Source organism: Paramagnetospirillum kuznetsovii (genome assembly GCF_003284725.1).
Classification (GTDB): domain Bacteria; phylum Pseudomonadota; class Alphaproteobacteria; order Rhodospirillales; family Magnetospirillaceae; genus Phaeospirillum; species Phaeospirillum kuznetsovii.
Genome location: NZ_PGTO01000002.1, coordinates 151,293 through 165,643, shown reverse-complemented (window position 1 = coordinate 165,643; position 14,351 = coordinate 151,293). Strand labels below are relative to the sequence as shown.

The 14,351-nt window shown below is 66.1% G+C and carries 13 protein-coding genes; 7 read left to right on the top strand and 6 right to left on the bottom strand.

Annotated elements, in window-relative coordinates:
- Positions 1 to 96: 96 nt before the first annotated feature.
- On the top strand, positions 97 to 1,002 hold the full coding sequence (locus CU669_RS03395) for a hydroxymethylglutaryl-CoA lyase (protein ID WP_112142413.1): 906 nt from the start codon (positions 97 to 99) through the stop codon (positions 1,000 to 1,002).
- 33 nt (positions 1,003 to 1,035) lie between these two features.
- On the top strand, positions 1,036 to 1,800 hold the full coding sequence (locus CU669_RS03390) for a bestrophin-like domain (RefSeq protein WP_112142412.1): 765 nt from the start codon (positions 1,036 to 1,038) through the stop codon (positions 1,798 to 1,800).
- 140 nt (positions 1,801 to 1,940) lie between these two features.
- On the opposite strand, the gene CU669_RS03385 is transcribed toward CU669_RS03390, so the two are convergent.
- On the bottom strand, positions 1,941 to 2,171 hold the full coding sequence (locus tag CU669_RS03385) for a hypothetical protein (protein WP_112142411.1): 231 nt from the start codon (positions 2,169 to 2,171) through the stop codon (positions 1,941 to 1,943).
- A gap of 105 nt (positions 2,172 to 2,276) precedes the next feature.
- Positions 2,277 to 2,663 carry a CBS domain-containing protein gene (locus tag CU669_RS03380; protein WP_161539568.1) on the bottom strand — a complete coding sequence of 129 codons (387 nt, stop codon included), beginning with the start codon at positions 2,661 to 2,663 and terminating at the stop codon, positions 2,277 to 2,279.
- A 125-nt stretch (positions 2,664 to 2,788) separates the two neighbouring features.
- On the opposite strand from CU669_RS03380, the gene CU669_RS03375 reads away from it, so the two are divergent.
- Complete coding sequence (locus CU669_RS03375; RefSeq protein WP_192884569.1) at positions 2,789 to 3,415, top strand: hypothetical protein; 627 nt, start codon at positions 2,789 to 2,791, stop codon at positions 3,413 to 3,415.
- Here the strand turns inward: CU669_RS03375 and dnaJ are convergent.
- The 4 genes from dnaJ to CU669_RS03355 form a co-directional block, all read right to left on the bottom strand.
- A complete protein-coding gene (dnaJ, locus tag CU669_RS03370; RefSeq protein WP_112142409.1) occupies positions 3,402 to 4,544 on the bottom strand; it encodes a molecular chaperone DnaJ in 1,143 nt (380 codons plus the stop codon). The genes CU669_RS03375 and dnaJ overlap by 14 nt on opposite strands.
- 67 nt (positions 4,545 to 4,611) lie before the next feature.
- Positions 4,612 to 6,540 carry a molecular chaperone DnaK gene (dnaK, locus tag CU669_RS03365; protein ID WP_112142408.1) on the bottom strand — a complete coding sequence of 643 codons (1,929 nt, stop codon included), beginning with the start codon at positions 6,538 to 6,540 and terminating at the stop codon, positions 4,612 to 4,614.
- A gap of 157 nt (positions 6,541 to 6,697) precedes the next feature.
- Entirely contained in the window at positions 6,698 to 8,752 is a 2,055-nt protein-coding gene (locus tag CU669_RS03360; RefSeq protein ID WP_112142407.1) for an O-linked N-acetylglucosamine transferase, SPINDLY family protein, read from the bottom strand.
- Positions 8,749 to 9,561 (bottom strand): uracil-DNA glycosylase, encoded by an 813-nt coding sequence (locus CU669_RS03355; protein WP_239988513.1) that lies wholly within the window; start codon positions 9,559 to 9,561, stop codon positions 8,749 to 8,751. The genes CU669_RS03360 and CU669_RS03355 overlap by 4 nt, the downstream gene beginning before the upstream one ends.
- A 91-nt stretch (positions 9,562 to 9,652) precedes the next feature.
- Between CU669_RS03355 and CU669_RS03350 the strand changes: the two genes are divergently transcribed.
- The 4 genes from CU669_RS03350 to CU669_RS03335 all read left to right on the top strand — a co-directional run bounded on the left by CU669_RS03350 (position 9,653) and on the right by CU669_RS03335 (position 14,330).
- Positions 9,653 to 9,898: a hypothetical protein gene (locus CU669_RS03350; protein ID WP_112142406.1), complete on the top strand. Its 246-nt coding sequence runs from the start codon at positions 9,653 to 9,655 to the stop codon at positions 9,896 to 9,898.
- A 161-nt stretch (positions 9,899 to 10,059) separates the two neighbouring features.
- Entirely contained in the window at positions 10,060 to 11,682 is a 1,623-nt protein-coding gene (locus tag CU669_RS03345; RefSeq protein WP_112142405.1) for an electron transfer flavoprotein-ubiquinone oxidoreductase, read from the top strand.
- Positions 11,683 to 11,748: 66 nt separating this feature from the next.
- Complete coding sequence (locus CU669_RS03340; protein WP_112142404.1) at positions 11,749 to 13,467, top strand: tetratricopeptide repeat protein; 1,719 nt, start codon at positions 11,749 to 11,751, stop codon at positions 13,465 to 13,467.
- An 8-nt stretch (positions 13,468 to 13,475) separates the two neighbouring features.
- Positions 13,476 to 14,330, top strand: coding sequence for a 4-(cytidine 5'-diphospho)-2-C-methyl-D-erythritol kinase (locus CU669_RS03335; protein ID WP_112142403.1), 855 nt, complete (start codon positions 13,476 to 13,478; stop codon positions 14,328 to 14,330).
- Positions 14,331 to 14,351 lie beyond the last annotated feature (21 nt).

The following is a 14,351-nucleotide window of genomic DNA, read 5'->3' as shown; positions in this document are numbered from 1 at the left end:
CCCCCCAAGGGGGAGGGAGAAGAAACAGGAATGCCCTCTCTCCCCCTCCCCCTTGTGGGGAGGGCTGGGGTGGGGGGATGGCCGAGGAACCAAGCCATGCGTTTTTCTCCCCAGGTCAAGATGGTCGAGGTCGGCCCCCGCGACGGCTTGCAGAACGAGGCCAAACCCGTCTCGGTGGCGATCAAGGTCGGACTGATCGACCGTCTGACCGAGGCCGGTCTGCCGGTGATCGAATCGGGCAGCTTCGTCAGCCCAAAATGGGTGCCGCAGATGGCGGCGAGTGCCGAGGTCATGGCCGCCATCGCCCGCAGGCCGGGCGTGTCCTATCCGGTGCTGGCGCCCAACATGCAGGGGTTGGAGGCCGCCCTGGCGGCCAAGGTGGACGAAGTCGCCGTATTCGCCGCCGCCTCGGAAAGCTTTTCCAAGAAGAACATCAACTGCTCCATCGCCGAAAGCCTGGACCGCTTCGCCCCGGTGGCGGAGAAGGCCCGCGCCGAGGGGCTGAAGGTGCGCGGCTATGTCTCCTGCGTGCTGGGCTGCCCCTATGAGGGCGACGTCGCCCCCGAGGCGGTGGTGGCGGTGGCCGAGCGCCTCGCCCACATGGGCTGCTACGAAATCTCGCTGGGCGACACCATCGGCATCGGCACCCCTTCCAAGGCGCAGGCGCTGGTCGAGGCGGTCGCCGCCAAGCTGCCGGTCGCCATGCTGGCCGCCCATTTCCACGACACCTACGGCCAGGCCCTGGCCAATATCCTCGCCGTGATGGAATTGGGCGTCGCGGTGGTGGATTCCTCGGTGGCGGGACTGGGCGGCTGTCCCTATGCCAAGGGCGCGTCGGGCAATGTGGCCAGCGAGGACGTGCTGTTCATGCTGAACGGCATGGGCATCAAGACCGGCGTCGATCTCGACAAACTGATGGCGGCGGGCGAATTCATCGCGTCGGCGCTGGAAAAGCGGTCGGGATCAAAAGTGGCGCTGGCGCGGAGCGGCTGCCTGGGGTGAAATGGTCCCGGCTTCCATAGCGAAAGCGGGTTGATGGATCTCGGCGCCTTTGATCACTATTTCTATGCCCTGGTGGCCCTGGTGGGCACCGTCCTGGCCGCGTGGTTCATGCTGTGGGTGACCCTGAAGTCGCCCTGGGCCGACGAAATCAAGACCTATCGCGGGGTGTCGCCGCCCTTCCTCGGCGTGGTCGGCGTGCTGTTCGCCCTGACGCTGGCCTTCCTCGCCAACGACACCTGGAACGCCCATGACCGGGCGCTCAACACCGTGCACCAGGAAGCCGACGCGCTCCGCAGCATCAAGGCCCTGGCGGTCCATCTGCCGCCCCAATCCCGCGCCGCCGTGGACAAGGCGGTGGGTGACTATGCCCGCATCACGGTGGACGAGGATTGGCCGCTGCTGGCCAAGCGGCAGAGCAGCAAGGAGGCCTCGGACCGCCTGGACGCCCTGCTGGCCCTGCTGTCGGGCAACGACATCGCCGCCGCCACGCCCGCGGGCGCCCATGCCCTGATGCTGGCCCAGGTCACCCAGGTGCGCGCCGCCCGCGGCCAGCGCATCGCGCTGAGCCAGACCCATGTCAATCCGCTGAAATGGCTGGGAATGGCGGGGCTCGGCTTCCTGACCATGATTTCCATCGCCATGGTCCATGTGGATCAGGCCCGCGCCGAGATTCTGGCCGTCGCCATCTTCGCCGCCGCCGCCGCGCCGACGGCCGCCATCGTCCTGGTGCAGGGAAACCCGTTCCAGCCGCCCTCGGTGGTCACCGAGGCGCCGTTCCGATCACTGCTGTCGCCATAAGAGATTCGCCCTCAATCGCCGGGCGGGCGCATCCGCGCCCTTGGCTTTCGCGCCACGTGGCGCGGCGGCCTTTGGCCTTGCCTCCGCACCAATTGGTGCGTCGGGGAATAGATTCGCCCTCAATCGCCGGGCGCGGCGGATCAGTCCGCCTGGGGAGCGACCGGCGCCCGCTGGAAGAAATCGGCGTCGATCAAGGTGGAGGCCGACACGGTGATCATGGTCTTGGGCTGGTTCTTGTTGAACAGCCGGGCGTGCATGATGCCGTCCACATGCTCGAACAGCTTCTCGACCACCCAAAGATTTCTCTTGGTGTCATGGGTCTTGATGAAGACGTCACCGATCTGAGCGTCGAGAACCTTGCGCTTGAACATTGGTACTCCGAACCACCTTGCCATGAAGGTGAATAGCACGCCCTTGGCTTCGCCGCCACTCCATAGCGAAGAGGGTATATGAGCAAAGCCCTAAGGTGAAGTGTTTCATCCCGGCCACGACGAATCAAAGTCGAGACCGCGCAGCGACACCACGCCCACCACCTCGTCGCCATCAACCACCGGCAAATGGCGGAATCCGTTGCTCAGCATCAGCAGCCGCGCCTCCTCGGCGGGGGTATCGGGAGAAACGGTGACGGGGTTCGGGGTCATCACCACCGACACGTCGATGACATAGGGATTGCGCCGGGTGGCGGCGAAGAAACGCAGGGCGTCGCGTTCGGTGAAGATGCCGCGCAGATGCCCGTCCTCCATGACCACCACGGCACCCACGTCGCGCTCATACATGGCTCTGGCCGCATGCCGAACCGAATCACCGGGTTTGACGCAAACCACCGACAAGCCGCCGATGATGTCACGAATAGTTTTCTGCACGACCATTACTCCGCCATGGACCATATCGGGAAGGCGGCTAAGATAGGGCGGCAGGCCGTAACCATCAATAAACCGTGGCTTGCAAAAAGACGCGTTAAAGATGCGCACTCTTTTCGGAAACAACCATGCCCGCCATCGCCCTGATCGACTGCGAGAATCTGTCTTCCGACCATCAGCGCGGCACCGTCCGGCGCTGGGCGGAGTATGGCCGCATCGAGCTGTTCGGCCGCGAAGCCTTCATGGCGCCGTGGCGGCTTGCCCTGACGAAGGCGGGAATGGCCTGGGCGGCGGAGACCGTCATCGCCCATGACGCGCCCTCCCAGGCGGCCGATCAGGCCATGGCGCGGCGGGTGGATGCGTTGATCGCCTCGCCCCAGCGGCCCGAGCGGATCGCCATCGCCTCCAACGACAAAGGCTTCGACGCCGATATCGCCCGCGCCATGGCGGCCGGGCTGGCGGCGGAGCGCCACCGCGACCTGTCGCATCCGCAGTTGCTGCGTTTGGTGGTGGAGGAATTGGCGGGAGACGGCTGGGCCTCGGCGGGAGGCGTCGGCGACCACCTGCGACGGCGCTTCGGCATCCGGCTGAACGGTCGCATCGACGATCTCGCCCGGGCGGCGGGATTGGAGATGAGGCGGGACGGACGCGGGGTGAATTTGCGGGCGGGACGCCCGCGCTCCCCAATCCTCACCGCCGATCAAGTCGGAGCGCGGGCGTCCCGCCCGCAAACTCCCAACCTCAGCCTTCCTTGAGGTCTTCCCACAGTTCCTTGACCTTGGCGAAGAAGCCGTGGCTTTCCGGCGAGTTCTTGGCCTTCTCGCCCTCGCCGGTCTTATCGAATTCCTTCAGAAGCTCGACTTGCCGCTTGGTCAGGTTGACGGGGGTTTCCACCACGGCCTGGATGAACATATCGCCGCGCGCCGGGCTGCGCAGCACGCTCATGCCCTTGGAGCGCAGGCGGAACTGATGACCGCTTTGCGTGCCTTCGGGGATGGTGACCTTGGCCTTGCCGCCGTCGATGGTGGGAACCTCGATGGCGCCCCCCAATGTCGCCGTGGTCATGGGAATCGGCACTCGGCAAAAGATATTGGCGCCGTCGCGCTGGAAGATGCGGTGCGGCTGTATGGCCAGGAAGATATAAAGATCGCCGGGCGGTGCGCCGCGCATTCCCGCTTCGCCCTCGCCCGCCAAACGAATGCGGGTTCCCTCTTCGACACCCGCCGGAATATTGACCGACAGGGACTTTTCCTTGCGCGTGCGGCCGGTGCCGCCGCAGGACCGGCAGGGATCCTTGATGATCTTGCCCATGCCCTGGCAGGTGGGGCAGGTGCGTTCGATGGTGAAGAAGCCCTGCTGGCTGCGCACCTTGCCGTGACCGTGACAGGCCGAGCAGGTCACCGGCTGCGAGCCGTCCTTGCCGCCGGTGCCCTTGCAGTCCTCGCACTGGGCCGAGGACGGCACCTTGACCGTGGTGGCTTTTCCCGCGAAGGCGTCTTCCAGCGAGATTTCCATGTTGTAGCGCAGGTCTTGGCCGCGCCCGGAGGATTGGCCGCGCCTGCCGCCCATGAACTCGCCGAACATCTCGTCGAAGATGTCGGCGAAGCCGCCGCCCCCGCCGAAACCGCCGCCGAAGCCACCGCCGCCGCCACCACCCTGTTCGAAGGCGGCATGGCCGAAGCGGTCATAGGCGGCGCGCTTCTGCTCGTCCTTCAGGACGTCATAGGCTTCGTTGATTTCCTTGAACTTCTGCTCGGCCGCCGCGTCGCCCGGATTGCGATCCGGGTGATACTGCATGGCCATCTTGCGATAGGCCTTCTTGATATCGTCGCCCGTCGCGCCGCGCTCAGCGCCCAGAAGTTCGTAATAGTCCTGCTTGCTCATGCGTCCCGCATCCCCATGGGAACCGGCGGCGGTTTCCCGCCGCCGTCGCCCCTATCCACAAACAGTCTTATTTGCCCTTCTTGTCGCCGTCGACTTCCTCGAAGTCGGCATCGACAACCTTATCGTCATGACCGCCGCCCGCATGACCGCCACTGGCGCCGCCCTGGGGAGCCTCGGCGCCGCCAGCCGCTTCCTGGGCCTTATACATGGCCTCGCCCAGCTTCATGGACGACTGCATCAGGGCCTCGGTCTTGGCCTTGATGGCCTCGACGTCGTCGCCTTCCATGACGGTCTTGAGCGCGGCGAGATCCTTCTCGATCTCGGCTTTCAGCTCGCCCGACGCCTTGTCGCCGAATTCCTTCAGGCTCTTCTCGGTGGAATGGGCCAGACCGTCGGCGTGGTTGCGGGCCTCCACCAAGTCCTTGCGCTTGCGGTCGTCGGCGGCATGGGCCTCGGCTTCCTTGACCATGCGCTCGATGTCGGAATCATTGAGACCGCCCGAGGCCTGGATGCGGATCTGCTGTTCCTTGCCGGTGGCCTTGTCCTTGGCCGAGACGTTGACCAGACCGTTGGCGTCGATGTCGAAGGTGACTTCCACCTGGGGCACGCCGCGCGGCGCGGGGGGAATGCCGATCAGGTCGAACTGGCCGAGAACCTTGTTGTCGGCGGCCATTTCGCGCTCGCCCTGGAACACCCGGATGGTCACGGCGGTCTGGTTGTCCTCGGCGGTGGAGAACACCTGGCTCTTGCGGGTGGGGATGGTGGTGTTGCGGTCGATCAGGCGGGTGAAGACGCCGCCCAGGGTCTCGATGCCCAGGCTCAGCGGCGTCACGTCCAGCAGCAGGACGTCCTTGACCTCGCCCTTGAGCACGCCGCCCTGGATGGCGGCGCCGATGGCGACCACTTCGTCGGGATTGACGCCCTTGTGGGGCTCGCGGCCGAAGAATTCCTTCACCACTTCCTGAATCTTGGGCATGCGGATCATGCCGCCCACCAGGATGACTTCGTCGATCTCGCTGGCCTTGACGCCCGCGTCCTTGAGGGCCGCCTTGCAGGGCTCGACGGTGCGGGCGATCAGATCCTCCACCAGGGCTTCCAGCTTGGCGCGGGTCAGCTTGATGTTGAGATGCTTCGGCCCCGCCGCGTCGGCGGTGATGAAGGGCAGGTTGACCTCGGTCTGCATGGAGGACGACAGCTCGATCTTGGCCTTTTCGGCGGCCTCCTTGAGGCGCTGCAGGGCCAGACGGTCCTTGCGCAGGTCGATGCCCTGCTCCTTTTTGAACTCGTCGGCCAGGTAATCCATGATGCGGGCGTCGAAATCCTCGCCGCCCAGGAAGGTGTCGCCGTTGGTGGACTTCACCTCGAACACGCCGTCGCCGATTTCCAGCACGGACACGTCGAAGGTGCCGCCGCCCAGGTCATAGACGGCGATGGTGCCGGCCGACTTCTTTTCCAGGCCATAGGCCAGGGCGGCCGCCGTCGGCTCGTTGATGATGCGCAGCACTTCCAGACCGGCGATGCGCCCGGCGTCCTTGGTGGCCTGGCGCTGGGCGTCGTTGAAATAGGCGGGAACGGTGATGACGGCCTGAGTGACCTTCTCGCCCAGATACGCCTCGGCGGTTTCCTTCATCTTGCCCAGGATGAAGGCGGAGACCTGGCTGGGGCTGTACTTGGCTTCGCGGGCCTCGACCCAGGCGTCGCCGTTGTCGCCCGCCACGATGTGGTAGGGGACGAGGTTCATGTCCTTCTTGGTGATGGGATCGTCGAAGCGACGTCCGATCAGACGCTTGATGGCGAACAGGGTGCTGGTGGGGTTGGTCACGGCCTGACGCTTGGCGGGCTGGCCGACCAGACGCTCACCCGATTCGGTGAACGCCGTCATCGACGGAGTGGTGCGCATGCCCTCGGCGTTTTCGATGACCTTGGCGCTCTTGCCTTCCATGACGGCGACGCACGAATTCGTGGTGCCCAGGTCGATGCCGATAACTTTGCTCATGTCGTCCTCATTCCTGTTCGGCGGATCTTAGGTGGCCCTGACGGCTTCAGCAGCCCCTTGGAGACCCCCATCGCGTTGCATGTTCAGTGACGGGCCCAAAACGTGAAGATGGAACCGTCTCACCGGCCTTATATAGGGTGGGGCTGGAAACGCGCAACTATCTCGCTTGCGTCTTGGCAAGATGACGTCGCCAAACCGCCCCATAAAGCCGTTCCAGATGGCGCGCCCACCGGCTGCCGTCGCACAGGGACGACGCCGCCAGCCGGGCTCGCAACGCGGCACGGCGGGCCCGCCACTGGGCGCGCCCGGCGGCGAAGGCGACGGCGCGGGCGACATAGTCGTCGGCCGAATCGGCGATGAATTCATTCAGTTCCAGCGGCTCCAGCATGGAGGCCGTCCAGCGGCTGACCATGCGCTGCCACGGCCAGGTCAGCACCGGCACGCCCATGCACAGCGCCTGGAAAGTGGTGGTGGAGCCGCTGAAGGGAAACGGGTCCAGCGCCAGATCGGCGTCGTTATAGCGATCCAGGAAGGCGGCGAAGGGCTCGGAGAGATCGAGCATGACCACTTGTTCGGCCTTGGCCCCGGCCTGGATCAGCAGCGTTATAAAGCGCTCGCGGATCTCGCGGTTGCCGTAGCGCCCCTGATATTTCAGCACCAGCCGAGCATCGGGCAGGGCGCCAAGAATCCGCCCCCAGGCGGCCAGGGTGGCGGGGCCGATCTTGGACGGATTATTGAAGCAGCAGAACACCGGCCCCGCCGAACCGTCCGGGTCGCGCAGCGGCGGCAGATCGCCCGGCAGGTCGGCCACGTAGAAATGGGGCAGCCGCAATTGCCGTTCGCTGAAAACCTCGGGCGAGCCGCGCGGCAGCAACAAGGAATCACCGATGATGTAGTCCATGGCGGCCAGACCGCTGGTGGCCACGTCGTGCAGGCTGATCTGAACCGGCGCGGCGCGATGGGCGCAGATGGTGGGGCGGTTCTCGTCGAAATGCCCGGCGAGGCTGACCAGGATGTGGATGCCGTCGGCCCGGATGCGCTCGGCCGCCTCGGCATCGCTCATGCGGCCGATATCGGTCCAGCCCGCCGCCAGGGCGCGGATGCGTTCGCTCATGGCATCGGAGCGGATCTGATTGGCGTAGACATGGATCGGGAAGGCGGCGCGGTTCATGCGTTCGAGCACCGGCAGCATGTTGCCCGCCACCGGGTGATTCTTGAAGTCGGACGTCAGATAGCCGACCCGGATCGGACCGTCGCAAGGGACGGGCGTCATCTTGCCCGGCCTTTGGTCGAAGGCGCGGCCGAAGCGACGCTGGACCTTTTCCAGCCCGGCGTGGTCGAGATCGTCGCGATACAACGCCGCCGCCAGCAGATTGCGCCACGCCTTCATATCGGGGGCCAGCGACAGCGCCTTCTCGTAGCACTCGGCGGCCTCCTTCTGGCGGGCCACGGCGAACAGGGCGGCGCCCAGGTTGTTGTGGCAGCGGGCCTGCCTGGGCGCCAGGGCGACGGCGCGGGAATGGGCGGCCACCGCCTCGTCGAGACGGCCGAGATCCTGCAGGGCATTGCCGAGATTGGTATGGGCTTCGGCGAAATCGGGCTTCAAGGCCACGGCGCGGGAATGGGCCGCCGCCGCCTCGGCGAACCGCCCCAGCCCTTGCAGCAGGCTGCCCAGATTGGTGTGCGCCTGGGCCATGTCGGGATCAACGGTGAGAGCCGCGACATAGGCGGCAACGGCGGCCTCGTCCTGGCCGAGGGCGGCCAGGGCCTGTGCCTGTCCGGCCATGGCCTTGGCGTAGTTGGGCTGCAACGCCATGGCGCGGCCGAAGGATTCGGCGGCGGCGGCGTAATCGCCCAAGTCCAGCAGGGCATTGCCCAGATTGTAGTGAATGGGGGCGGCATTGGGTTCCAGCGCCAGGACGCGGCGGAAGGCCGTCGCCGCCCGCTCGGGCTTGCCCAGCGCCTGCTGGACATTGCCCAGGATGGCCAAGGAGCCGGAATCGTTGGGCGCCATGTCGCAGAACCGGCCAAGCGCCTTGGCCGCCTCGGCGTGATGGCCCAGCATGAAGGCGGCGATGCCTTCCAGCTTGAGCAGGGCGGGACCATCCACCCGGTTCTTGCGCAATTGCTTGCACAGCCGTGCCGCATCGGCGCCCTTACCGGCGCGCAACAACGCCTCCACCTGCTGCAAGGCTGCCTGAACGTTGATCAATGCTGCCCCGACGCAAGCTTCTTGCGGACCATGAGCAGGTCATGCCAGGCGAACCGCTTGGCTTCCGGCGTCCGCAGCAGATAGGCGGGATGGAAGGTGGCCAGCACCGGGATGGGCCGGGGCAGGCCGGGCGAATTGAACTGGAACCAGTTGCCGCGCAGGCGGTTGATGCCGTCCGCCTTGGCCAGCACCGCCGAGGCCGCCGCGCCGCCGAACAGAATCAGCACCTGCGGATCCACCAATTCGATATGGCGGGTCAGGAACGGCATGCACACCGCCACCTCGTCGGGGGTCGGCTTGCGATTGGCGGGCGGCCGCCAGGGAACCACGTTGGTGATATAGGCGCTATCGCGATCGAGCCCGATGGAGGCCAGCATGCGATCCAACAGTTTGCCGCTGGGACCGACGAAGGGGCGGCCCTGGCGATCCTCCTCCTGGCCCGGCGCCTCGCCGATGCACATGACCGAGGCTTGCGGGTTGCCGTCGGCGAAAACCGTGCTGGCCGCCGCCTGCTTGAGGGGCAAGCCGTCGAAATGTTCCAGCGCCACCCGCAATTCGGCCAGGCTGTGGCAACCGCTGGCGATATGGGCGGCGGTGCCGGGAATGACGCCGCCCGGTTGCACGGTGGCGACCGCCGCGACCACGGTTGAATGGAATCCAGGGGGGCGCGGCGGCGGCGCGGCGGCGCGGGCCTGCTGCGCCCGCTGCAAGGCGGCGTACCGATCCACCGGCTCCTCGCCCATGGTCTCGTCGACGCCGGCTTCCAGATACCAGCGCAGGATGTCGTAGGGATTGCTCTGCGTCTCCATGGGGCGAAAAGCTAGCACGTCCGAGGAAACAGCGCGACTCGGCTAAGACGGTGATCTTGACTTCCATAATCAACATAGCGAAGGTGGTGCCATGAGCTCTGTCACCTTCGATAAGTTGGCATACCTGGAAACGCTGAAGGCGTCCGGCGTGCCCGAAGATCAGGCCCGCGCCCATGCCAGCGCGCTGGACGCGGCGCTCCATGATTCAGTGGTGACCCAGTCGGTGTTGCAGACCGAGTTGCAGCCCATGCGCACCGATATAGCCGTTCTCAAATGGATGCTCGGCTTCAATTTGGCCGCTACCATGGGAATTGTCATGCTGCTGCTGCGGCACTGACACCGCGAATTTCATGGGCCGATGAACATACCACGACATTTTCTTGCCCCAGCCATGCCCATAAGTGATCGAATCCATCGCAACTGTTGTGCTATAGAGGCGGTTGGCCTGTCGGGACCGAAGGGCGTGGAGGCCCGGGTCAATTCTGAGTTGGGGTGGTTATGGAACGTGAAAGCATGGAATTCGATGTCGTGATCGTGGGCGGCGGGCCAGCGGGCCTGTCGGCGGCGATCCGGCTGAAGCAGATCAATGCCGATCTGAACGTCTGCGTGCTGGAAAAGGGATCGGAGGTCGGCGCCCATATCCTGTCGGGCGCGGTGATCGAGACCCGGGCGCTGTCCGAGCTGCTGCCCAACTGGAAAGAGCTGGACGCGCCGCTGCTGACGCCCGCCACCGACGACCGCTTCATGTTCCTGACCAAGTCCAAGGCCATCCGCCTGATGACGCCGCCGCAGATGAACAATCACGGCAATTACATCGTCAGCTTGGGCAATTTCACCCGCTGGCTGGGCACCCAGGCCGAGGCGCTGGGCGTCGAGATCTTCGCCGGTTTCGCCGCCGCCGAGGTGCTCTATCACGAGGACGGCTCGGTCAAGGGCGTGGCCACCGGCGACATGGGCATCGGCAAGGACGGCCAGCCCACCGGCAACCACACGCCGGGCGTCGAGCTGTGGGCGCGCCAGACCATCTTCGCCGAAGGCTGCCGCGGCAGCCTGACCAAGACCTTGTTCGAGCGCTTCGATCTGCGCAAGGATTGCGAGGACCAGACCTACGGCATCGGCATCAAGGAGCTGTGGGACATCGATCCGGCCAAGCACAAGCCCGGCACCATCCTGCACACCGTCGGCTGGCCGCTGGATACCCAGACCTATGGCGGGTCGTTCCTCTATCACCTGGAAAACAATCAGGTGGCGGTGGGCTTCGTGGTCGGACTCGACTACGCCAATCCGCATCTGTCGCCGTTCGACGAATTCCAGCGCTTCAAGACCCATCCCGCCATCCGTCCCCTGTTCGAGGGCGGCAAGCGGGTCAGCTATGGCGCCCGCGCCCTGTCCGAGGGGGGCCTCCAGTCCATCCCCAAGCTGACCTTCCCCGGCGGCGTCCTGGTGGGCGATACCGCCGGATTCCTCAACGTGCCCAAGATCAAGGGCACCCACACCGCCATGAAGTCGGCCATGGTGGCCGCCGAGGCCGTCGCCGAGGCGCTGGCGCATGAAGGCGCCACCCACGAGGTCACCGCCTATGGCGAGAATCTGAAGAAAAGCTGGGTGTGGCCGGAACTGCATCAGGTCCGCAACATCCGCCCCAGCTTCCACTGGGGCCTGTGGGGCGGCATCGCCTATGCGGCGCTGGAGACCTATCTGTTCCGGGGCAAGATGCCGTGGACGCTCCACCACCATCCCGACCATCTGGCCATGAAGAAGGCGTCGGAATGCCCCAAGATCGCCTATCCCAAGCCCGATGGGGTGGTCAGCTTCGACAAGCTGTCCTCGGTGTTCATCTCGAGCACCAATCACGAGGAGAACCAACCGGCCCATCTCAAGCTGCGCGACGCAGCCGTGCCGGTGGCCATCAATCTGGAGCATTACGATGCCCCCGAGCAGCGCTACTGCCCGGCCGGGGTCTACGAGATCATCCGCAATGACGACGGTTCCAATCCGCGCATGCAGATCAACGCCCAGAACTGCCTGCACTGCAAGACCTGCGACATCAAGGATCCCACCCAGAATATCAATTGGGTGGTTCCCGAAGGTGGCGGTGGACCGAATTATCCCAACATGTAAAGCTGGGGCCTTGGCGTCTCGTCGGGAGACGCCAAGGGACCGCATCCCGGTTTTTGGTTGGAGCACATGGTGATATCCGTCGGTCGTCTCTGGAGCCTCGCGGTCGTCGTCGCCGCGCTGTGGGGCTGCATGCCCCAATCGGGCGGCCGGACCGGCCGCGACGACGGCGACATGGCCGACGAGTCCCGCCTCGAGGCCGGGCTGGGCGCCTATCTGGCGGGGCGCTTCGCCCAATCCCATGGCGACACCCGCGCCGCCGCCGACTATTTCACCACGGCGTCTCGCCGCGATCCCGACAATCTCGACCTGCAACAACGCGCCTTCACCCTGCTGGTGGCCGAGGGCCGTCTGGACGAAGCCGCCGTCATGGCCGAGCGCTTGCTGATCATCGACGGCGAGGCGGCGCTTCCCTCCATGATGATGGGAGCCCGCGATGGCCGCGACGGACGGTTCGCCGCCGCCGAGAAGCGATTCGCCATTCTGCCCAAGAAGGGCATCAACGGCTTCCTGGGGCCGCTGCTGACCGCCTGGGCCAAGGCGGGCCAGGGGGATTTCGACGGCGGTCTGGCGCTGCTGGCGCCACGGGAGGAGACCTCCTCCTTCGCCCCCATCTATGAGTTTCACGCCGGACTGATGGCCGAACAGGCGGGTAGGCCCGATCTGGCGGAGGGCCATTACAAGGCCGCCCTCGCCGCCCAGACCAGCGTGCGCACGGTGGAAGCCGTCGGCACCTTCTATCAGCGCGCCGGTCGCATGGATGCCGCCGCCGAACTGTATCAGCGCTACCTGAAGGAGCACGGCGACCGCTCGCTGTTGGACGCCCGGCGTCTTCTGGCCGCGGGCGCGGGACCGCCCGCCACCGTCGCCACCGCCGCCGACGGCCTTGCCGAAGCCATGTTCGACACTGCCTCGCTGGTGCGCCAGGGCAATGCCCACGACCTCGCCCTGGTGTTCTCGCGCCTCGCCCTGGCGCTGCGGCCCGATTTCCCCATGGCGCAGATCCTGGTGGCCGACACCCTGGGCCACCAGAAGCGGCTGGCCGAAGCCAACGAGGTCTATCGCGCCATTCCGGTCTCCGCCCAAGTCTCCGGCTTCGCCCGGTTGCGTCTCGCGGTCAATCTGGACGAGATGGGCGAAGTGGATCGCGCCATCGCCGAACTGAAATCCCTGGCCGCCGCCACCCCCGACAACCATGACGCCCTGATGGCGTTGGGCGATGTGCAACGGCGGCACAAGCGCTTCGCCGAGGCGGCCGACACCTATGATCTGGCCCTGGTCAAGGCGGGCGGCAGCGCCGATTCCCGCAATTGGGGCCTGTTCTACGCGCGCGGCATCGCGCTGGAACGTTCGCACCAATGGCCCAAGGCGGAAAAGGACTTCCTGGAGGCGCTGCGGCTCAAGCCCGACCAGCCCGACGTGCTCAACTATCTGGGCTATACCTGGGTGGACCAGGGGATCAATTTGGAAAAGGGCCGCAAGCTGATCGAACGCGCCGTGGAGCTGCGCCCCAATGACGGCGCCATCGTGGATTCGTTGGGCTGGGCGCTGTACCGCATGGGCGAGTTCCAGGCCTCCGTCCGGTATTTGGAGCGCGCCGCCGAATTGAAGGCGGAAGACCCCACCATCAACGAACATCTGGGTGATGCCTTGTGGCAAGTGGGCCGCTATGACGAGGCCCGGTTCCAGTGGAAGCGCGCCATGAGCCTGGACCCCGAGCCCGAGCAGATCGACCCGCTCAAGGCCAAGATCTCCACCGGCCAACTGCCCGGCCAACCACTGAAGTAAGACCATCCATGATCACCATATTCGCTCCCGCCAAGGTCAATCTCACCCTGCATGTGGTCGGCAAGCGCGACGACGGCTATCACCTGCTGGATTCCCTGGTGGCCTTCGCCGGAATCGGCGATACCCTGGACATGGAACCGGCCGCCGAACTGAGCCTGGACGTCACCGGCCCCACCGCGTCCCTGATCCCGACCGAAGGCGAGAATATCGTCTTGAAGGCCGCCCGCCTGCTGGCCGCGATCGCGGGCGTCAAGACCGGCGCCTCCATCTTGTTGACCAAGCGCCTGCCGGTGGCCGCCGGAATCGGCGGCGGTTCCGCCGACGCGGCCGCCGCCCTGAAGGGCTTAAGCCAGTTGTGGAACGTCGCGCTGTCCGAGGAGCGCATGCGGGCGCTGGCGCTGTCCATCGGCGCCGACGTGCCGGTCTGCCTCGCGGGCAAGCCCACCCGCATGCAGGGCGTCGGCGAGGTTCTCAGCGATGCCCCGGCCCTGCCCCCCGCCTGGCTGGTCCTGGTCAATCCCATGGTGCCGCTGCACACGCCCGCCGTGTTCAAGGCCCGCACCGGCCCCTTCTCCGCCTTCGATCCCTTGACCGAAAGCCCGGCCGACGCCAAGGCCCTGGCCGATGCCCTGGGCGCCCGGCGCAACGACCTGACCCCCGCCGCCGTCAGCATCGAACCGGTGGTGGGCGAGATGCTGGCCGCCATTTCCGCCGCCGATGGCTGCCTGCTGGCCCGCATGTCGGGATCGGGCGCCACCTGCTTCGGCCTGTTCGCCACCGAGGACGCCGCCCGCGCCGCCGCCACCAACCTGCATGCCGCCCGCCCCAACTGGTGGGTGGCCCCGGCGCCGTTGTTGGGATAGGGCGTTGAAACCCGTCGCGGT